Genomic DNA, 18,983 nt, shown 5'->3' with positions numbered 1-18,983 from the left:
GGTTGTTCAGTCCTCCAGAGCGGCGAGGCCGGGGAGCGTCTTGCCCTCGAGGTATTCGAGGCTGGCGCCGCCGCCGGTCGAGATGTGGCCGAAAGCATTCTCGTCGAAGCCGAGCAGCCGGACCGCGGCAGCGCTGTCGCCGCCGCCGACGACGGTGAAGGCCGGCGAGTCCAGCAGCCCCTGCGCGACGGCCTTGGTGCCGTTCGCGAAGTCGGGGTGCTCGAAGACGCCCATCGGGCCGTTCCAGAAGACCGTGCCCGCGTCGGCGAGCTTCGCAGCGTACAGCTCGCGGGTCTTGGGGCCGATGTCCAGGCCCTCCTGGTCGGCGGGGATGGCGTCCGAGGCGACGGTGGTGGGGTTGGCGGGCGTCTTGCCCTTCAGGTCCGGGAATTCGGGCGAAACCAGGACGTCGACGGGCAGAACGAACTCCACACCGCGCTTCTCGGCCTCCGCCAGGTACCTCAGGCAGACCGGAACCTGGTCTTCCTGGAGCAGCGAGATGCCCACCTCGTGGCCCTTGGCCTTGAGGAAGGTGTACGCCATGCCGCCGCCGACGAGGATGCGGTCGGCCTTCTCCAGCAGCTGGTCGATGACCGCGAGCTTGTCGGAGACCTTGGCGCCGCCGAGCACGACCACGTACGGGCGCTTGACGTCCTCGGTGAGCTTCTTCAGCACGCCGACCTCGGTGGCGATCAGACCGCCGGCGGCGTGCGGAAGGCGCTTGGGCAGGTCGTAGACCGAGGCGTGCTTGCGGTGCACGGCGCCGAAGCCGTCACCCACGTAAAGCTCCGCCAGGGCGGCGAGCTGGTCGGCGAAGGCCCCACGCTCGGCGTCGTCCTTGCTGGTCTCGCCCGCGTTGAAGCGGAGGTTCTCCAGCACGGCCACCTGGCCGTCGGCCAGGGACGCGACCACGGCCTGCGCGGACTCGCCGACCGTGTCGGTGGCGAACGCCACGTCCTGTCCGAGGAGTTCGCCCAGGCGCCTGGCGGCGGGGGCGAGCGAGAAGGCCGGGTCCGGGGCGCCCTTGGGACGGCCCAGGTGCGAGGCGACGATCACCTTGGCGCCGAGCGCGGCGAGCTTGGCGATCGTCGGCTGGACGGCGCGGATACGGCCGTCGTCGGTGATCGTGGTGCCGTCCAGCGGCACGTTCAGGTCGGCGCGGACGAAGATCCGCTTGCCTGCGACGCCTTCGGTGGCGAGGTCGTCGATCGTCTTCATGGTGACTCCGTGACTCTGTTCGGAAAGTCAGTCATAGCACGGGGCCCGTACGACGCTTCATCGCGTCGTACGAGCCCCGTCCTTACATCTGCGGTGACTTAGTGGTCAGACACCGGTCAGAGCTGGCCGCCGACGAAGACGGTCAGGTCCACCAGACGGTTGGAGTAGCCCCACTCGTTGTCGTACCAGCCGACGACCTTGACCTGCTTGCCCTGCGCCATCGTCAGGGAGGAGTCGAAGGTGCAGGAGGCCGGGAAGTTCACGATGTCCGAGGAGACGATCGGGTCCTCGGTGTACTCGAGAATGCCCTTGAGCTGGCCCTCGGCGGCCTTCTGGAAGGCGGCGTTGATCTCGTCCTTGCTGACCTCGCGGTCGAGCTCCAGGACCAGGTCGGTGACCGAGCCGGTGGGGACCGGCACGCGCATCGCGATGCCGTCGAGCTTGCCCTTGAGCTGCGGCAGGACCAGGGCGGTGGCCTTGGCGGCGCCCGTCGAGGTCGGGATGATGTTCTCCGCGGCGGCGCGGGCGCGGCGCAGGTCCTTGTGCGGGAAGTCCAGGATGCGCTGGTCGTTGGTGTACGCGTGGACCGTGGTCATCAGGCCCTTGACGATGCCGAAGCTCTCGTCGAGCACCTTCGCCATCGGCGCCACACAGTTGGTGGTGCACGAGGCGTTGGAGATGACGTGGTGGTTGGCCGCGTCGTACTTGTCCTGGTTGACGCCCATCACGATCGTGATGTCCTCGTCCTTGGCGGGCGCGGAGATCAGGACCTTCTTGGCACCGGCCTGGATGTGCTTCTCGGCGTCGGCCTTCTTGGTGAAGATGCCGGTCGACTCGATGACGATGTCGGCGCCGAGCTCGCCCCAGGGGAGCTGCGCCGGGTCGCGCTCGGCCATCGTCTTGAAGGTCTGGCCGCCGACCGTGATGGTGTCGTCGGTGTGGCTGACGTCCTGCTTGAGACGGCCCAGGATGGTGTCGTACTTGAGCAGGTGGACCAGGGTGGCGTTGTCGGTCAGGTCGTTGACACCGACGATCTCGATGTCCGCACCCTGCTCCAGGAGCGCGCGGAAGTAGTTACGACCAATGCGGCCGAATCCGTTGATGCCTACGCGGATCGTCACGAACCGATCTCCTCGTTGGTACGCCGGCGCAGTCACCGGCGAGCTGTATGGGATGTCCCCGACCGCCTCCGACCCTACCCCCTAAAGGAGACGTACGTGACATTGACAAAAGCGCTTCCAGCCCCTCAAACGAGCACCGCGGCCTGCTCTTTCCGCGGCTGATCACACCGCCCCCGACCGGGGGCGATGTGGATGTGACGGGGTGATACGAGGGGGATACGAGGTGCGTACGCGGCGCGCGGGCGGTCAGCCGACCATGCCCTCGGCGAGCTCCTCGGTGAGGTTGGACTCCGTGCCCGGAATACCCAGGTCCTGTGCGCGCTTGTCGGCCATCGCCAGCAGGCGGCGGATCCGGCCGGCGACCGCGTCCTTGGTCAGCGGCGGATCGGCCAGGGCGCCCAGCTCCTCCAGGGACGCCTGCTTGTGCTCCATGCGCAGCCGGCCGGCCGCGGCGAGGTGCTCGGGGACCTCCTCGCCCAGGATCTCCAGGGCCCGCTGCACCCGGGCGCCCGCGGCGACCGCGGCGCGCGCCGAGCGGCGCAGATTGGCGTCGTCGAAGTTGGCGAGGCGGTTGGCGGTGGCGCGGACCTCGCGGCGCATCCGCCGCTCCTCCCACGCGAGCACCGACTCGTGCGCACCGAGCCGCGTCAGCAGCGCGCCGATCGCGTCACCGTCACGGACGACGACGCGGTCCACGCCGCGCACTTCGCGGGCCTTGGCGCCGATGCCCAGCCGGCGGGCCGCGCCGACCAGCGCGAGGGCCGCCTCGGGACCGGGGCAGGTGACCTCCAGCGAGGACGAACGGCCGGGCTCGGTCAGCGAGCCGTGGGCCAGGAACGCGCCGCGCCAGGCCGCCTCGGCGTCACATGTCGCGCCGGAGACCACCTGTGGTGGCAGCCCGCGGATCGGCCGGCCGCGGCCGTCGACCAGACCCGTCTGCCGCGCCAGCTGATCGCCGCCGGCGACCACCCGTACGACATAGCGGCTGCCGCGGCGCAGCCCGCCCGGGGCCATCACCACCAGGTCGGAGCTGTGCCCGAAGATCTCCAGGATGTCCTTGCGCAGCCGCCGGGCGGCGATGCCCGTGTCCAGCTCCGCCTCGATCACAATGCGGCCGCTGACCAGGTGCAGACCACCCGCGAACCGCAGGATCGACGAGACCTCCGACTTCCGGCAGCAGGTCCGGGTGACGGGGAGCCGGGAGATTTCATCCTTCACCGCAGCCGTCATCGCCATGGGCCGATCCTTCCATGCATCCGAAAAATACGGTCGTACGCGGCTGCCAGCAGCTCCGGGTCGTGCCGGTCGGGGGCCGGCCCGGCACCTGGCCGGGCGTCGTCTCCTTGGGCGGCGACCGCAGCCAGCTCGACCTCGCTGCCCACCAGTTGCTTGGCGGCAACCGTCAGACCTTCGATGTCGGGCACGGCGGCCTTGTCGGCCAGCACCACGTCGAAGGCGAGTTTAGGGGCGTGTCGGGCCAAAACCTCCAAATGACGCTGCGGTGAGAAGCCATCGGTTTCGCCCGGCTGGGGCGCAAGGTTGAGCGAAAGGACCTTCCGGGCCTTGGTCTCCTCCAGCGCTTCGCGCAGCTCGGGCACCAGCAGATGCGGAATGACGGACGAGAACCACGAGCCGGGGCCCAGCACCACCCAGTCGGCGTCGCGCACCGCGGCGACCACCTCCGGCACCGCCGGCGGATCCTCGGGCACCACATGGACCGACAGCACCTCGCCCGGGGTGAGCGCGACCGTCGCCTGGCCGCGCACCGTGGTGACCACGTCCGGACGGGCCGCGTCATGGCCCCTGACCTGTGCCTGGAGCTCCAGCGGCACCGCGGACATGGGCAGCACCCGGCCGTGCGCGCCGAGCAGCCTGCCGACCAGGTCGAGCGCCTGGACATGGTCGCCCAGCTGTTCCCACAGGGCGACGATCAGCAGATTGCCCACCGCATGGTCGTGCAGCTCGCCCTCCGACTGGAAGCGGTGCTGGATCACCCGGGCCCAGGTCTGGCCCCAGTCGTCGTCGCCGCACAGCGCGGCCAGCGCCTTGCGCAGATCGCCCGGCGGCAGCACGCCCAGCTCGTCACGGAGCCGGCCGCTGGAGCCCCCGTCGTCGGCGACCGTGACCACGGCCGTCAGATCGCCGGTGATCCGGCGCAGCGCCGCCAGCGAGGCGGACAGCCCCATGCCTCCGCCGAGCGCCACCACCTTGGGGGTGGCGCCCTTCTTCGTCGTACGGCCTCCGGGAACGAATCTGCGGACCCGGCGCAGCCGCGGCGTACGGCCGGTCATTCGCGCCCCATGTCCCGGTGGACGACAACCGTTTCGACGCCTTCGGTCACCAGACGGCGGGCGAGCTTCTCCGACATCGCCACGCTGCGGTGCTTACCGCCCGTACAGCCGACCGCGATGGTCACATAGCGCTTGCCCTCGCGGCGGTAGCCCTCCGCGACGATGCGCAGCAGCTCGGCGTAGCCGTCCAGGAACTCCTTGGAACCGGGCTGGCTGAAGACGTACTGCGAGACCTCGTCGTTCAGGCCCGTGAAGGGGCGCAGCTCCGGGACCCAGTGCGGATTGGGGATGAAACGGCAGTCGATGACCATATCGGCGTCCACCGGCAGGCCGTACTTGAAGCCGAAGGACATGACCGTGGCCCGCAGCTCGGGCACCTCCTCGCCGGCGAACTGGGCGTCCAGCTTGGCGCGCAGCTCATGGACGTTCAGGCTGGAGGTGTCGATCACCAGGTCGGCGTCGCCGCGCAGCTCGCGCAGCAGATCCCGCTCGGCGGCGATGCCGTCGACGATCCGGCCGTCGCCCTGGAGCGGATGCGGACGGCGCACCGACTCGAAACGGCGCACCAGGGCGTCGTCCGAGGACTCCAGAAAAACGATCCGGCGCTTGACGTTCTGCGCGTCCAGGGTGGCCAGGGACTCCTTCAGATTGGCGAAGAAGCGGCGCCCGCGGACATCGACCACCACGGCGATCTTGGCGACATTGCCCTGGGACCGGGCCCCCAGCTCGACCATCGGCGGGATCAGCTCGGGCGGGATGTTGTCGACGACGAACCAGCCGAGGTCCTCCAGGCACTTGGCGGCCGTACTGCGGCCGGCCCCCGACATGCCGGAGATGATCACCAGCTCGGGGATCGCGGCGCCCTCGCCCTGGTCGGTCGTGCCCGTACTCACCTGTGCCCCGTCTCTGTCGGTTTCCTGTGCGGCATGCTCTGTGCTCATCGGTCCTGCCCCCGTTCTGCTGACAACGCGGCCGAGGGGACCCCGTCATCCTCAATGATCTCTCCTGTGGCGGTGTTCACCGCCGGGGCGGACGGCGCCGCCCCCGCCAGCGCCGCCGCGACGGACTCGGCCGTCTTCCGGCCGATGCCCGACACCTCGCAGATCTCCTCGACAGTGGCGGCCCGCAGCCTCTTGACCGAACCGAAATGCTTCAGCAGCGCCTGGCGGCGGCTCTCCCCCAGGCCCGCGACGGCATCCAGCGGCGAGGACCTCAGCCGCTTGGTGCGCTTGCTGCGCTGGTAGGTGAGGGCGAAGCGGTGGGCCTCGTCACGCACCCGCTGGAGGAGGTAGAGACCCTCGCTCGTCCGCGGCAGGACCACCGGATCGTCCTCCTCGGGCAGCCAGACCTCCTCCAGGCGCTTGGCCAGCCCGCAGACGGCGACATCGTCGATGCCCAGCTCGTCCAGCGCCCGGCGGGCGGCGGCCACCTGGGGGGCACCGCCGTCGACGACCACCAGCTGCGGCGGATAGGCAAAGCGCTTCGGCCGGCCGTCGTCGTCCGTGGGCCGCCCCGCCATGGCGTCCGGCACCCCGTCGTCCTCCACGGGGGCCTCGCCGGCCGGCTCCTCCGTCCACTCCCCCGACCGCTGCTTCTCCTGGAGATAGCGCTTGAAGCGGCGGCCGATGACCTCGTGCATGGACCGGACATCGTCCTGGCCCTCGAAGGTCTTGATCTGGAAACGGCGGTATTCGCTCTTCCGGGCGAGACCGTCCTCGAAGACCACCATCGAGGCGACGACGTCCTCGCCCTGGAGGTGGGAGATGTCGAAGCACTCGATACGCAGCGGCACGGTCTCCAGGTCCAGGGCGCGGGCGATCTCCTCCAGGGCGCGGGAGCGGGTCGTCAGATCCGAGGCGCGCTTGGTCTTGTGCAGGGCCAGCGCCTGCTGGGCGTTGCGCTCCACCGTCGCCATCAGGTCCTTCTTGTCGCCGCGCTGCGGAATCCGCAGCGAGACCTGCGAGCCACGGCGCTCGGCGAGCCACTGCTGGACCGGCTCGACGGGCTCCGGCAGCGCCGGGACCAGGACCTCCTTGGGGACGGCGTCGCCCCGCTCCTCCCCGTAGAGCTGCTGGAGGGCGTGCTCGACCAGACCGGCGGTGGAGACGGCCTCCACCTTGTCCGTGACCCAGCCCCGCTGGCCGCGCACCCGGCCGCCGCGGACGTGGAAGATCTGCACGGCGGCTTCGAGTTCGTCCTCGGCCACGGCGATCAGATCCGCGTCGGTGGCATCGGCCAGGACCACCGCGCTCTTCTCCATCGCCCGCCGGAGCGCGCCTATGTCGTCGCGCAGCCGGGCCGCGCGCTCGTACTCCATCTCCTCCGCCGCGTCCTGCATCTGCCGCTCCAGGCGACGGATGTAGGCACCCGTACGGCCGGCCATGAAGTCGCAGAACTCCTCGGCCAGTTCGCGATGGTCCTCGGCCGGAATGCGGCCCACGCAGGGCGCCGAGCACTTGCCGATGTAACCGAGCAGACAGGGGCGGCCGATCTGGGCGGAACGCTTGAAGACGCCCGCGGAGCACGTACGCACCGGGAAGACCCGCAGCATCAGGTCGACGGTCTCGCGGATCGCCCAGGCGTGCCCGTACGGACCGAAATAGCGCACGCCCTTCTTCTTGGCGCCGCGCATCACCTGGACCCGCGGAAACTCCTCGTTGAGCGTCACCGCCAGATACGGATAGCTCTTGTCGTCCCGGTACTTGACGTTGAATCGCGGGTCGAACTCCTTGATCCAGCTGTATTCCAGCTGGAGCGCCTCGACCTCCGTGGAGACCACCGTCCACTCCACGGAGGCGGCGGTGGTGACCATCGTGCGCGTGCGCGGATGGAGCCCCGCCAGGTCCTGGAAGTAGTTCGCCAGGCGCTGGCGCAGGCTTTTCGCCTTGCCGACGTAGATGACCCGGCCGTGCTCGTCGCGGAACCTATAGACCCCCGGCGAGTCGGGGATCTGTCCCGGCTTGGGTCGGTAGCTGCTGGGGTCTGCCATGCCCACCACCCTACTGACCGCCACCGACAATCACGGCGGGCCGAGCGAGCGGGGCGGGGAGGACGGGCCGGGGGCGGGGGTGAGGCCGCGGACCCGGCCCCACCCCCGCCCCCGTCCCCCGTCAGCCGCTGCGCCGTCTCCGTATCGCGGCCGTGCCGCAGAGGCCGAGCGCGAGGAGGGCGGCGGCGCCCGCGACGGCGGAGGCGGCCGTCACCGGGATGCTGTCGCCCCCGGGCGCCTCGGCCACGGCGGCCTCCTTGCCCGGGGCCGCCGGCGCAGGCGCGTCCTTCGGGGCCGCGGACCCGGGCCCGTACCCCCCGGCCTCGCCGCGCTTGTCGTACGCGGATCCGGGGAGCTTGTCGCCGTACGCCTTCGTCACCCGCTCCCGATAGGCGGCGAGGGTGGTGCCGCGGGTGCCGACCGCCTTCCTGGCGTGCGCGTCCAAGGGCTCGATGCGCTCGCCGCGCTGCACGTACCAGGCGTCGATCTGCGGCTCGTGGAAGACCGTCCCGGCGCCCACGGCCTTTGCGTAACGGGTCTCGTCGTCCCCGCCGGCGATGTTGACGACCTTCCAGGCGGCACCCCGCCGCACCGTCCACACCGAGGCCGTCCGGCCGTCGGCGGCGACCGCCTTGCTGGCGAGGAACTCCAGCCGGGCGACGGGGGCACCGGCCCGGCCGCGGACGAAGTCCGGGGACAGGACGTACACCGGGACGGCGGCGCCCTCGATGTGCGGGGCCCCCTTCGGGGCGGCGCCACCGGGGCGGCGGGCCGCTCCGGACTCCCGGGCCGCCCCGGGCTCGGCGGCGAAGAACCGGGCGAGCGTGTCCAGGGTGGCGGGGGCGGTTGCCGCGTCGTGGGCGGCGGCGAGGCCCGCACGGGTCGGGGCCTGGGGAGCCACCGGGGCCTCGGCCGCCTCGGAGGCGTACGGGGCCAGGCCGGTCAGGGCGAGAACGAACGCCCCGGTGGCGGCGGCGCGCAGGGTGGTGCGCACGGTGCGCTTCGGCATGGCCTCAGGCTCCTATCCGGTAGAGGGAGTGCGTCCAGGAGAAGGAGCTGCCGTTCACGTAGTAGTCGTAGTCACCCCAGTTGTAGCGGCTGTTGGAGGCCCACGGGTCGCCCCAGTAGACCCAGTTCCGGTCGGTGTCGAAGCCGTAGAGGACATGCATATGACCGCCGCCGGAGGACCACTCGATGCGCGTCTCGATGGGCCGGTTGGCGTTGATCTCGTTCTGCACGGTGCCGTAGCGCAGATAGCCGGTCACATAGGAGCCGGGAGCGATGCCCATCCAGTCGAGGGCGTTCTGCACATTGCCGAGCGTCGCCTGGTTGTTGGGGCAGGTGGTGCCCTGCTGGCGCCCGAAGGCGGCGTTGCAGAACTGGTTCTGGCTGTAGTTCCTGCCGTACCAGGACGCGATGGTGTTGCCGGAGCCGGCCCAGCACCAGTTGGACTTCTGCTGGGCCTGCATCGTTATGTCGAGCCGGTTGGCGGCGGCCGCGACAGCGTGCGCTGGGGGCGTGGCAGCCGAGGCGGTCGCCCCTGGAAGCGTGGTGAGCGCCGTGAGTGCAGTGACGGTGAGCGCTGCTGCCGACAGCCGTCTACGGCGCGCACGACGTGCGTGGGGAGCACGGGTCATGGCGTTCCTCCCTGATGAGGGGGGTGAGGGAGTGAGAGGAGCGCATCCGGATGCTGATGTGGAGCATCGGGTGTTGTCGCACGCAGGTCAACACGCTTCAATGCGAGGTGACATGGGGGTGTGGACGGACGGGCCCGGATGTGAACGGCCGGGGTCCGGCGTACTGCAGTGAACAGGCAGTAAGAGCATGCGGCGTGCAAGCCGGTTGTGAACTTTCACCCGCGCGCCGGAGGATCGAGGCAATGGCACAGAACACTCCCGAGTCGGCCGAGCTGGCGCACCTGCTGCGGACCGGACCGTTCCATCTCGCCCTGCGCTGCGCGCTCACCGCCCGCGGCCTCGCGCTCACCCGCGTCCAGCACAAGCTCGCCCAGCGCGGCATCAAGGTCGGCGTGACCAGCCTGAGCTACTGGCAGCAGGGCGCCCGGCGGCCGCAGCGGCCCGAATCGCTCCGGGCGGTGCGCGCCCTGGAGGAGGTCCTGGAGCTGCCCGCGCACTCGCTGCTGCGCCTCCTGGTCCCCGAGGGCGGCGCCCGCCTCGAGGCCGAACGCCCCGCCGCGCGCTCGTACCGCTCCCTGGTCGCACCGGCCGGCGCGCTCCAGCAGCTGTTCGCCGAGCTGGAGACCCCGGCGGACGGCGGCGTGCACACCCTGGGCCATCACGAACGGGTCCTGATCGGGCCGCGCCGCGAGCTCAGCGCCCGTACCTCGCATCAGGTCGTCCGCGCCCACCGGGACGGCGTGGACCGCTATGTCGCCATCCACCGGGGCGATACGGGCTGTGCGCCGTCCCGGGTGCGGGTCCGGGCGGCGGAGAACTGCCGGCTGGGCCGGGTCCGCGGGGACGCGGAGAGCGGGGTGGTGGTCGCCGAGCTGCTCTTCGACGCCCGGCTGCGGGCCGGCGACACCCATGTCTTCGGGTACGCCTTCGAGGACGGCAGCGGCGGCCCCAGCACCGAGTACGTACGCGGCTTCAGCTTCGCGGGCGGCCACTACGTCCTTCAGGTGCGCTTCGACGAGGCGGCGCTGCCGGTGCGCTGCCGCCGCTTCGCCCAGGTCTCGGCGGGCGCCCCGCGCAGCGGCCGCCAGGAGCTGACGCTCAGCGGTACGCACCGGGCCGTCCATCTGGTGGAGCAGAACGTGCGGCCCGGGATACTGGGGATCGACTGGGACTGGGGATAGGGCCCGGCCACGGGGCCCGGCTCGGGACCGCGGGCGGCGGCCGTGGCGCGTCAGCCCGCGATCAGCTTGCCGTCCTTGGTTTTGACCGGCACCTTCGGCAACGGCTCGGCCGCCGGGCCCTGGAGGACCTGGCCGGTGGTGACGTCGAAGCGGCTGCCGTGGCAGGAGCAGGTGCCCTCCTTCTTCTCGACCTCGGCCAGGACGCAGCCGCGGTGGGTGCACATGGCGCCGAAGCACCGGAATTCGCCCTTGGCGGGCTGCGAGACGACGAGCCGGTCCTCGCGGTAGAGCTTGGCGCCGCCGACCGGGACGTCGGCGGCGGGCCCCAGCTCGACCGGCTTGTCGGGCACCGCCGAGGCGTGGCTGCCGGAGTCCCCCGGCGAGCAGGCCGTCAGCCCGAAGCCGGCGGCACCGGCGAGCGCGGCGCCCCGCAGTACGGTCCGGCGGTCGGGGGACTGGCTCATGGCTGCTCCAGGAGGGGTCAGGGAGGCGGGGGGCCGGAGAGACACGGAGCCACCGGCCGACGGCCCCCGACGATACCGGGGCAGGTTCTTCCGCTCCGGGGCCGGTCCCCGGCCTCGCCCCGGCGGCGGCTCGCGCTCGGTCACCTCCGCAGCGGGGTGTGCACGCAGACGCCTTGCGCGGGCGCGGTGCGTAAACGCTTGCGCAAGCGTTTACGTCGGGCTCTCGGGCTCGTACTGTGAGGGGCGTCGCGGGGCCGGGACCCCGGGGAGGATGAGGCGGATGACGACGATGGTGGACGTTGCGCGGCGGGCGGGTGTCTCCGTGGCCACGGTCTCGCATGTGCTCAACGCGACCCGCCCGGTGCGCCCGGACACCCGCGCCGCGGTGCTCGGCGCCGTCGACGAGCTGGGCTACACCCCCAACACCCTCGCCCGCTCGCTGGTCACCGCCCGTACCCGCTCCATCGGCCTAGCGGTCTCCGCGATCAGCAACCCGTACTTCACCGAGATCCTCCAGGGCGTCGAGGCGAGCGCCCTGGAAGCCGGCTACGGCCTGCTGATCGCCGATCCGCACGACGATCCGCGCCATGAGCGCACGGTCGTCCAGCTGCTGCACGAGCGGCGGGTGGACGGCGTGATCGTCGCACCGTCCGCGGAGCCCGCGAAGATGGTCGGCTATCTGGCCCGCCGCACGGTGCCCGCCGTCTTCCTGGACCGGCTCGTCGGCCCGGCGCCGGAGGGGGCACGCCATGACCAGGTGTGCGCCGAGAACACCGGGCCGATGCGGCATCTGGTCGAGCATCTGGCGGCGTTGGGGCACAGCCGGATCGGCCTGGTGGCCGGACTGCCCGGCCTGAGTACGACCACCGAACGCCTCCAGGGCTATCGCGAGGGGCTGCGCGCCCGGGGGCTGCCGTTCGTCCCGGAACTGGTGGCGGGCGGCAACTCCGCGGCGGACGGCGCCCGCGACGCCACCGGGCGGCTGCTCGCCGCGCCCGCGCCGCCCACCGCGATCGTCACCGCCAACAACGCCATGACCATCGGCGCCCTGCGGGCACTGCGCGAGCGTGGCCTGGAGGTTCCCCGCGATCTCGCGCTGGCCTGCTTCGACGACTTCTCCTGGGCCGATCTGTTCACGCCCCGGCTGACCGCGGTCGCCCAGCCCAGCAGGGAGATCGGGGCCACGGCCGTGCGCCTGCTGCTGGAACGCCTGGAGGAGCCGGACCGGGCGCCCCGTACGGTCCGGCTGCCGTGCACAGTGCGGCACCGCACGTCGTGCGGCTGTCCCGAGCCCGCCCCGGCGCCCCTGCCCCGCACCGTCCCGCCCACCGCCGCGGCCGCCTCCCCGGCCGCCGAGGAAAGGAACCGCACCCCGTGATCGTCGTCGCCGGCGAGGCGCTGATCGACCTCGTCCCCAGCCCCCAAGCCCCTTGCGTGAACGGCCAGTTGCCCGCGCTGCTCCCCCGGCGCGGCGGCGGTCCCTACAACACGGCGGTCGCCCTGGGGCGGCTGGGTTCGCCCACCGCCTTCTGCTCGCGGGTTTCGGCCGACGCCTTCGGCGAGGCGCTGCTGGACGGGCTGCGGGCCGGCGGGGTGGACCTCGCGCTGGTGCAGCGCGGCGAGGAGCCGACCACGCTCGCGGTGGCGGACATCGGAGCGGACGGCTCGGCCGGCTACGGCTTCTATGTGGAGGGCACGGCCGACCGCCTCTTCGCCCTGCCGCCCGCGCTGCCCGACGGGGTGCGCGCCCTCTCGCTGGGGACCTGTTCGCTGGTCCTGGAGCCGGGTGCGAGCGCCTACGAGGACCTGCTGCGGCGCGAGGCCGCACGCGGCGTGTTCACCGCGCTCGACCCCAATGTCCGGCCCGGACTGATCCCGGACGCCGACGCCTACCGGGCGCGCTTTCGTTCCTGGCTGCCGTCCGTGGCCCTGCTGAAGCTGTCGGAGGAGGACGCCGGGTGGCTGGCGGGGGCGGCGGACGGAGCGGACGGGTGCCGGAACGCCGTTGCCGTCGCGGCCCGGGAGTGGCTGGACGCCGGGCCCGCGGCGATCGTGCTCACCCGGGGCGGCGAGGGGCTCACGGTGCTGACGCCGGGCGGCGGGGAGGTGAGCGTGCCGGGGCAGCGGGTCGAGGTGGTCGACACGATCGGTGCGGGCGACACCGTCAATGCCGCGCTGCTGCACCGGCTGGACGCCCATGACGCCCTCTCCCGCGAGGCCGTCGCCGCGCTCGGCCCCGACGACTGGCGCGACATCCTCGGCTTCGCCGCCCGCGCCGCCGCCGTCACCTGCTCCCGCGCGGGCGCGCAGCCGCCGTATGCGACGGAACTCGACTGAGGCGCGGCGAGGGCGGCGGCCTCGGGCCGGGGGAGGTACGGCCGCTGCCGGCCGTACCTCCCCCGCTCGGCCTCAGGTGAGCCGACGGGCCTTCGCCGCCGCCTTCTTGGCCGCCGCCTTCTTCGCGGCGGCCGTCTTGGCGGCGGTGACCTTGGTCGTGGTGGCCTTGGCCGCGTCGACCTCGGTCGAATTCGCCTTGGCCACCGCCTTCTTCGCGGTCGCCTTCTTCGTGGCCGCCCTCTTCGGCGGCGTCCCCGAGGTCGCGGCATCGCTGACCCGGTCGCCGAGGATCTCCCGCAGGAACTTGCCGGTGTGGCTGGCGGGGACCGAGGCGATCTGCTCCGGGCTGCCCTCGGCGACGACCAGTCCGCCGCCGCTGCCGCCCTCGGGACCCATGTCGATGACCCAGTCGGCGGTCTTGATCACATCGAGGTTGTGCTCGATGACGATCACGGAGTTGCCCTTGTCGACCAGCCCGGACAGCACGGTGATCAGCTTGCTGATGTCCTCGAAGTGCAGACCGGTGGTCGGCTCGTCCAGGACGTAGACCGTACGGCCCGTCGAACGCTTCTGGAGCTCGCTGGCCAGCTTCACCCGCTGGGCCTCACCGCCGGAGAGGGTCGGCGCGGACTGGCCGAGGCGGACATAGCCGAGGCCGACCTCGTGCAGCGTCCTCAGATGCCGGGAGATGGTGGGCACCGCCTCGAAGAAGTCCAGCGCCTCCTCGATGGGCATGTCCAGGACCTCGGCGATGGACTTGCCCTTGTAGTGGACCTCCAGCGTCTCGCGGTTGTAGCGCGCACCGTGGCAGACCTCGCACGGGACGTACACATCCGGCAGGAAGTTCATTTCGATCTTGATGGTGCCGTCGCCGGAGCAGTTCTCGCAGCGGCCGCCCTTGACGTTGAAGGAGAAGCGCCCCGGCAGATAGCCGCGGACCTTGGCCTCCATCGTCTCCGCGAACAGCTTGCGGACGTGGTCGAAGACGCCGGTGTAGGTCGCCGGGTTGGAGCGCGGCGTACGGCCGATGGGCGACTGGTCGACATGGACGACCTTGTCGACGAGGTCGTCGCCGTCGACGCGGGTGTGCCGCCCGGGGACCGACTTGGCGCCGTTCAGCTCGCGCGCCAGGTGGGTGTAGAGGATGTCGTTGACCAGCGTCGACTTGCCGGAGCCGGAGACGCCGGTGACGGCGGTCAGCACACCGAGCGGGAAGGAGACGTCGATGTCCTGGAGGTTGTTCTCCTTCGCGCCGTGCACCGTCAGCCGGCGGGCCGGGTCGGCGGGCCGGCGGACGTCGGGCGTGGCGATGGCGCGCTTGCCGGACAGGTACTGCCCGGTGATCGACTCCTTGTTGGTCAGCAGCTGCTTCAACGGGCCGCTGTGCACGACCTTGCCGCCGTGCTCGCCCGCGCCGGGGCCGATGTCGACGACCCAGTCGGAGGTCTTGATGGTGTCCTCGTCGTGCTCGACCACGATCAGGGTGTTGCCGAGGTCGCGCAGCCGTACCAGGGTCTCGATCAGCCGGTGGTTGTCGCGCTGGTGCAGGCCGATGGAGGGCTCGTCCAGGACGTAGAGCACGCCCACCAGGCCGGAGCCGATCTGGGTGGCGAGCCGGATGCGCTGGGCCTCGCCGCCGGAGAGGGTGCCGGCCGCGCGGTTCAGCGAGAGGTAGTCCAGGCCGACGTCGACCAGGAACCTCAGCCGTTCGTTGACCTCCTTGAGGACCCGCTCGGCGATCTTCTTCTCGCGGGCGTTGAGCGTGAGCTGCCGCAGGAAGTCGGCGCAGTCGCTGATCGACATGGCGGCGACGTCGGCGATGGAGCGCTCCTGGACCGTGACGGCGAGCACTATCGGCTTGAGTCGGGTGCCTTCGCAGGTGGGGCAGGGCACCTCGCGCATATAGCCCTCGAAGCGCTCCCGGCTGCTGTCGCTCTCGGCCTCGCTGTGGCGCCGCTTGACGAACGGCACCGCGCCCTCGAAGGGCGTGGTATAGGCCCGCTGACGCCCGTAGCGGTTGCGGTAGCGCACCTCGATACGGGTCTTGTGGCCGTGCAGCAGGGCCTTCTTGGCGCGGGCGGGAAGGCCGGCCCAGGGGATGTCCGTACGGAATCCGAGGGCGTCGGCCAGGGCGTCGACCAGGCGGCCGAAGTATTCCTTGGTGTGTCCGCCGGACCAGGGGTGGATGGCACCCTCGTCCAGCGAGCGCTCCTCGTCGGGGATGATCAGCTCGGGGTCCACCTCCATCCGCGTGCCGATGCCGGTGCAGTCGGGGCAGGCGCCGAAGGGGGAGTTGAAGGAGAAGGAGCGCGGTTCGAGCTCTTCGAAGGAGAGGTCGTCGTAGGCGCAGTACAGATGCTCGGAGTACATCCGCTCGCGCTGCGGGTCGTCCGGATCGAGGTCGACGAAGTCGAGGATGACCATGCCGCCGGACAGACCCAGGGCGGTCTCGACGGAGTCGGTCAGCCGGCGCTTGGCGCTCTCCTTGACGGTAAGGCGGTCGACGACCACCTCGATGGTGTGCTTCTCCTGCTTCTTCAGCTTGGGCGGCTCGGAGAGCTGGATGGTCTCGCCGTCCACGCGGGCCCGGCTGTAGCCCTTGGTCTGGAGGTCGGAGAAGAGGTCGACGAACTCGCCCTTGCGCTCGCGCGCCAGCGGGGAGAGCACCTGGAAGCGGCTGCCCTCCGGCAGCTCCAGCACCTTGTCGACAATGGCCTGCGGCGACTGCCGGGCGATGGGCCGCCGGCACTCGGGGCAGTGAGGTCTGCCGATCCGGGCGAACAGCAGGCGGAGGTAGTCGTAGACCTCGGTGATGGTGCCGACGGTGGAGCGGGGGTTGCGGGACGTCGACTTCTGGTCGATCGAGACGGCCGGGGACAGCCCCTCGATGAAGTCCACATCGGGCTTGTCCATCTGCCCGAGGAACTGCCGGGCGTAGGAGGAGAGCGACTCGACATAGCGCCGCTGCCCCTCGGCGAAGATCGTGTCGAAGGCGAGCGAGGACTTGCCCGACCCGGAGAGCCCCGTGAAGACGATCAGGGAGTCGCGGGGGAGGTCGAGCGAGACGTTGCGGAGGTTGTGCTCGCGAGCGCCACGGACGATGAGACGGTCGGCCACGCCGGTCGGCACCTTTCTTGGAGAGGGGCGGAAGCCGCGGCTCTGCGTCCGCCGCACGGTGATGGAGCAGAGGCGGCTGGCGCGGAGCGGAGCCCCCGCCCCAGGGTATGGGGACCGCCGCGGCACTGTCTTTGTGATGCCATAACGAGCGTATAGCACGTGCATTCGATTTACGGCATGCGCAAGCCCAGTTCACCCAAACGTGTGGCGGCCCCGAAACCTTCCCACCCCCGCCGACCAGCGATGACGCCACCCGGGTCCCCGTCAGCTCCCGCCCAGCCCCCCGTCCGGCAGCGCCCGCTCCAGCGCGTCGAAGGTCCGCCGCAGGACCTCCTCCTGCCCCGCCGCCACCTCACCCGCCGGGTCGCCCGCGAGCTGCCGGCCCGCGGCCTCGACATGGGCCGCCCGGATCCCGGCGATGATCAGCGCCGCGGCCAGCCGGGAGCCGCGACCGGGGCGCCCCGCCTCTTCGCCCGCGGCCTCGGCCAGCAGCCCGGCCAGCGTGTGCTCGATCTCCTCGACCGCCTCGCGCGCCCGCGCCCGCAGCGCCGGCGAGTCCAGCACCGTACGCCAGAAGTGCTCGAACCCCTCCCCCACCCCGCCCAGCGGATGCCCCTGCGCCAGCAGCTCCAGGGTCAGCCGGCGCAGCGCGGCCAGCGGCGTCTCGTCCGCCCCGCGGTCCCGTACGGCCCGGGTGATCAGCTCGTGCCCCTCGGGGATCCGGTCGAGGAAGAGATCTTCCTTCCGCGGGAAGTAGTTGAAGACGGTCATCGTGGACACCTCGGCGGCGCGGGCGACCTCGGCGACCGTGACGTTGTCGAAGCCGCGCTCCATGAAGAGCAGCGTGGCCTCGCCGGAGATCCGCTGCCGGGTCCGCAGCTTCTTGCGCTCGCGCAGCGTCAGCCGTCCGTCGTCCTCCGCATGCCCCGCCCCCGCCGCATACCCGGCCTCCTCCGCCGACCCGGTCTCCTCGCGGCCTGTGCGCTCCCTTTTCGCCATACCCGGGATCTTAGGCACCTCCGGGCATTAATTTTTACTCGCCACAAATTTTTAGTGACTATAGTTCCGCACATGAGTCATGACGCAGACGTAGTAGTGGCAGGGGGCGGCCCGGTGGGGCTGATGCTCGCCTGCGAACTCGCCCTGGCAGACGTAACGGTCGTCGTCCTGGAGCGGCTGGCCGAGGTGGACACGACGATCAAGGCGGGAGCGATCAACTCCCCCAGCGCGGAGGCCCTTTACCGGCGCGGGATGCTGCCCGCCCTGATGGAGGTGCAGCGCGCCGCCGCGGAGCGGTTCAGCTCGTTCATGCGGCAGCGGCAGGCCGCCGGCGCCTCGGGCATCAAGGCGGCGCCGAGGTTCGCCGGGCACTTCGCGGGCATCATGCTCCGCGGCGACCTCCTGGACGAGTCGGACCCGGACTTCGGCACCAGCGGCCCGGCCGCCGAACTCGGCCTCATCCCCCAGGAGGCCCTGGAACGGGTGCTCGCCGCCCGCGCCGCCGAACTCGGCGTCTCCCTGCGCCGCGGGGTGACCGTGACCGGCCTCGACGCCGACGACGAGGGCGTCGACGTCCACACCTCCCGGGGATCGCTGCGCACCGGCTGGCTGGTGGGCTGCGACGGCGGCCGCAGTACGGTGCGCCGGCTCGCCGGATTCCCGTTCCCCGGCACCGATCCGGGGATCACCGGCCACCAGGCCCTCGTGGAGATGACCGGCTCAAAGGCCCTGGGGGCGGGCTGGAACTGGACGAAGACCGGGACGTACGTCCACGGGCCGATGCCCGGCCGGATCCTCACCGTGGAGTTCGACGGCCCGCCCAAGGACCGCGAAGCCCCCATCACCGCCGAGGAGTTGCAGACCTCGCTGCGCCGGGTCTCCGGCGTGCCGGACGTGACGATCACCAAGGTCCACACGGCCACCCGCTTCACCGACAACGCCCGCCAGGTGCCCGACTACCGCTCGGGACGTGTCCTGCTGGCCGGCGATGCGGCACATGTGCACTCCCCGTTCGGCGGCCAGGGGCTCAACCTCGGCCTGGGTGATGCGATGAACCTGGGCTGGAAGCTGGCGGCCACGGTCAAGGGCCGGGCCCCCGAGGGCCTGCTCGACACGTACACCGCCGAGCGGCACCCCATCGGCGCCTGGGTGCTGGAGTGGACGCGGGCCCAAGTGGCGCTGATGCGGCCGGAGTCGCATGCCCAGGCGCTGCGCGAGGTGATCGCCGAACTGTCCGGGACGCCCGACGCCACGACCTTCTTCGTCAAGAAGATCTCCGGCGTCCGGCAGCGCTACGACCTGCCCGGCGACCATCCGCTGACCGGCCGCAGCGCGCCCGACCTGGAGCTGTCCGACGGCACCCGGCTCGCGGACCACCTGCACGGCGGGCGGGCGCTGCTGCTCGATCTCGCCGACGACCCCGAGCTGCGCAAACGCGCCGACGGCTACGACGGCCGGGTGGCGGTGCACACCGCCGCCTGCCCGGACCGGCCCGGCCTGGCGGCGCTGCTGGTGCGCCCGGACGGCACCGCCGCCTGGGCGGCCGACACCGGGGAGACGCCGGACGGGCTGGACGCCGCGCTGCACCGGTGGTTCGGGGCGCCCGACGGGACGGCCGTCTGACCTGGG

The 18,983-nt window shown here is 71.6% G+C and carries 15 protein-coding genes; 4 read left to right on the top strand and 11 right to left on the bottom strand.

Annotation, left to right across the window (positions count from 1 at the left end; translation table 11 throughout):
- Window positions 1-6 precede the first annotated feature (6 nt).
- From SNA_RS10310 to SNA_RS10275, 8 genes are all read right to left on the bottom strand, one after another.
- Window positions 7-1,218 carry a phosphoglycerate kinase gene (locus SNA_RS10310; protein ID WP_030069184.1) on the bottom strand — a complete coding sequence of 404 codons (1,212 nt, stop codon included), beginning with the start codon at window positions 1,216-1,218 and terminating at the stop codon, window positions 7-9.
- 116 nt (window positions 1,219-1,334) lie between these two features.
- Complete coding sequence (gene gap / locus SNA_RS10305) at window positions 1,335-2,339, bottom strand: type I glyceraldehyde-3-phosphate dehydrogenase (protein WP_030069182.1); 1,005 nt, start codon at window positions 2,337-2,339, stop codon at window positions 1,335-1,337.
- A gap of 246 nt (window positions 2,340-2,585) precedes the next feature.
- A complete protein-coding gene (gene whiA, locus SNA_RS10300; protein ID WP_018091880.1) occupies window positions 2,586-3,575 on the bottom strand; it encodes a DNA-binding protein WhiA in 990 nt (329 codons plus the stop codon).
- Entirely contained in the window at window positions 3,566-4,630 is a 1,065-nt protein-coding gene (locus SNA_RS10295; RefSeq protein ID WP_030069177.1) for a gluconeogenesis factor YvcK family protein, read from the bottom strand. The genes whiA and SNA_RS10295 overlap by 10 nt, the downstream gene beginning before the upstream one ends.
- Entirely contained in the window at window positions 4,627-5,571 is a 945-nt protein-coding gene (rapZ, locus tag SNA_RS10290) for an RNase adapter RapZ (protein ID WP_078969815.1), read from the bottom strand. The genes SNA_RS10295 and rapZ overlap by 4 nt, the downstream gene beginning before the upstream one ends.
- On the bottom strand, window positions 5,568-7,619 hold the full coding sequence (gene uvrC, locus SNA_RS10285; protein WP_044364433.1) for an excinuclease ABC subunit UvrC: 2,052 nt from the start codon (window positions 7,617-7,619) through the stop codon (window positions 5,568-5,570). The genes rapZ and uvrC overlap by 4 nt, the downstream gene beginning before the upstream one ends.
- Window positions 7,620-7,740: 121 nt before the next feature.
- On the bottom strand, window positions 7,741-8,628 hold the full coding sequence (locus SNA_RS10280; protein WP_030069170.1) for a hypothetical protein: 888 nt from the start codon (window positions 8,626-8,628) through the stop codon (window positions 7,741-7,743).
- Window positions 8,629-8,632: 4 nt separating this feature from the next.
- Window positions 8,633-9,256, bottom strand: coding sequence for a papain-like cysteine protease family protein (locus tag SNA_RS10275; RefSeq protein ID WP_030069168.1), 624 nt, complete (start codon window positions 9,254-9,256; stop codon window positions 8,633-8,635).
- 242 nt (window positions 9,257-9,498) lie between these two features.
- Here SNA_RS10275 and SNA_RS10270 point away from each other — a divergent pair, with 242 nt between their 5' ends.
- The gene (locus tag SNA_RS10270; RefSeq protein WP_030069166.1) at window positions 9,499-10,437 is read left to right on the top strand and encodes a hypothetical protein; all 939 of its coding nucleotides are present in this window, start codon (window positions 9,499-9,501) and stop codon (window positions 10,435-10,437) included.
- A 50-nt stretch (window positions 10,438-10,487) separates the two neighbouring features.
- On the opposite strand, the gene SNA_RS10265 is transcribed toward SNA_RS10270, so the two are convergent.
- Window positions 10,488-10,901, bottom strand: a complete 414-nt coding sequence (locus SNA_RS10265) for a Rieske (2Fe-2S) protein (protein ID WP_030069165.1) — start codon at window positions 10,899-10,901, stop codon at window positions 10,488-10,490.
- Between the two features lie 280 nt (window positions 10,902-11,181).
- Between SNA_RS10265 and SNA_RS10260 the strand changes: the two genes are divergently transcribed.
- Together SNA_RS10260 and SNA_RS10255 are read left to right on the top strand one after the other, a co-directional pair.
- On the top strand, window positions 11,182-12,279 hold the full coding sequence (locus tag SNA_RS10260) for a LacI family DNA-binding transcriptional regulator (RefSeq protein ID WP_030069163.1): 1,098 nt from the start codon (window positions 11,182-11,184) through the stop codon (window positions 12,277-12,279).
- Window positions 12,276-13,238, top strand: a complete 963-nt coding sequence (locus SNA_RS10255) for a carbohydrate kinase family protein (RefSeq protein WP_044364430.1) — start codon at window positions 12,276-12,278, stop codon at window positions 13,236-13,238. Before SNA_RS10260 ends, SNA_RS10255 begins: the two co-directional genes overlap by 4 nt.
- 72 nt (window positions 13,239-13,310) lie before the next feature.
- Here the strand turns inward: SNA_RS10255 and uvrA are convergent, their stop codons facing one another.
- A complete protein-coding gene (uvrA, locus tag SNA_RS10250; RefSeq protein WP_030069160.1) occupies window positions 13,311-16,355 on the bottom strand; it encodes an excinuclease ABC subunit UvrA in 3,045 nt (1,014 codons plus the stop codon).
- A gap of 264 nt (window positions 16,356-16,619) precedes the next feature.
- Window positions 16,620-17,354, bottom strand: a complete 735-nt coding sequence (locus SNA_RS10245; RefSeq protein ID WP_030069158.1) for a TetR/AcrR family transcriptional regulator — start codon at window positions 17,352-17,354, stop codon at window positions 16,620-16,622.
- Between the two features lie 72 nt (window positions 17,355-17,426).
- Here SNA_RS10245 and SNA_RS10240 point away from each other — a divergent pair, with 72 nt between their 5' ends.
- Entirely contained in the window at window positions 17,427-18,977 is a 1,551-nt protein-coding gene (locus tag SNA_RS10240; protein ID WP_030069155.1) for an FAD-dependent oxidoreductase, read from the top strand.
- Window positions 18,978-18,983: the final 6 nt, after the last annotated feature.

Source organism: Streptomyces natalensis ATCC 27448, from assembly GCF_000935125.1.
GTDB lineage: Bacteria > Actinomycetota > Actinomycetes > Streptomycetales > Streptomycetaceae > Streptomyces > Streptomyces natalensis.
This window is presented reverse-complemented; position numbering and strand designations above follow the sequence as displayed.